Source organism: Hyphomonas oceanitis SCH89 (assembly GCF_000685295.1).
Classification (GTDB): domain Bacteria; phylum Pseudomonadota; class Alphaproteobacteria; order Caulobacterales; family Hyphomonadaceae; genus Hyphomonas; species Hyphomonas oceanitis.
The window spans coordinates 1-1,175 of sequence record NZ_ARYL01000121.1 but is presented as its reverse complement, the minus strand read 5'-3'; the positions used below and the strand labels follow the sequence as shown (position 1 = coordinate 1,175).

Annotated in this window: 1 protein-coding gene; it reads right to left on the bottom strand. The window is 60.3% G+C overall.

Going from position 1 to position 1,175, the window contains the following annotated elements; genetic code table 11:
* The coding region (gene ltrA, locus HOC_RS20505) for a group II intron reverse transcriptase/maturase (protein ID WP_277813067.1) at window positions 1-1,146 on the bottom strand (1,146 nt) is incomplete at its 3' end.
* Window positions 1,147-1,175: the final 29 nt, after the last annotated feature.

The following is a 1,175-nucleotide window of genomic DNA, read 5'->3' as shown; positions in this document are numbered from 1 at the left end:
GATTTTCCCGGCGACACTGTAGCGGTAGTAATTGCACCATCCACGTATCACCGGATTGGCAGCTGCAAGCAGCTGCCCCTGATCCGAACCGACATGGGCGCGGAACAGGTCCCTGAGCTTCTTCCTGAACGCTTTGACGGCGTCCTTGGAAGGTTTGATCAGGGTCTTCGTGCCAGCGGCGCGGTCTGCCACCTTGTAGGAACGGACATTGAAGCCGAGGAAGTCGAAGCCTTCCCGTATGTGCCGGATGCTGGTCTTCTCCTCGGAGAGGTAAAGACCGCGCCCGGCGAGAAAGGCCGCAACCCGTGTCCTGGCCTCAAGCGCTTGCGTCTCGGTGTGGCAGATGACGACGAAGTCATCAGCATACCGCACAAAGACAGGGCAGTGAGGTTTCACGTATGAGGCGCTCGTGCCTCCGCGATACTCAATGCCCAGCGCTTCTTCCATTCCATGCAGGGCGATGTTCGCAAGTAGGGGACTGATGACCCCGCCTTGCGGTGTGCCCTGCTCGGTGGCGTGGAACACGCCATCTTCCACATAGCCTGCCTTCAGCCAACGGCGGATCATTCCCCTTGCGGGGAAGTTGCCGATGGCCTCCATCAGGGCGTCGTGGTCGATATTGTCGAAGCAGCCTTTGATATCGGCATCAAGAACCCAGACCCGTTTGGACCCGGATTTCGTTGCCAGATATATCCGCTCGATGGCGTCATGGACGCTACGACCGGGCCGGAACCCGTAACTTGTCCCCTCGAACTGTGCCTCCCAGCAGGGTTCAAGCGCATTTAGCACAATCGCCTGCTGGCACCGGTCGATAAGGGACGGGATTCCGAGCGGCCGCTTCTTGCCGCTGGCTTTGGGGATATACACCCTCCGGGCTGGAAGCGGTTCCCATGCCTTCAGGTTCACCAGCTGGCTCGCAAGATCGGCCCGCTCGGTCGGCGTCAGTGCGGTTCGCGCATCGACACCGGGAGAGGCTTTCCCACGATTGATCTGGCTGACCCTTCGGATGGAGATCAACAGGTTCGCCCGGCTGCGCAGCATCAGCTTTTGCAGCGAGCGGACCGTCTTCCAGTCCCGCATTTCAGTCGCCCGGTAGATTCTCCGGCGCAGCGTCCTGACGGTTCGATAGGCGGCAGGCCAGTCGATGGTCTGCCAGTGAACAGTTCCGTCGCTTA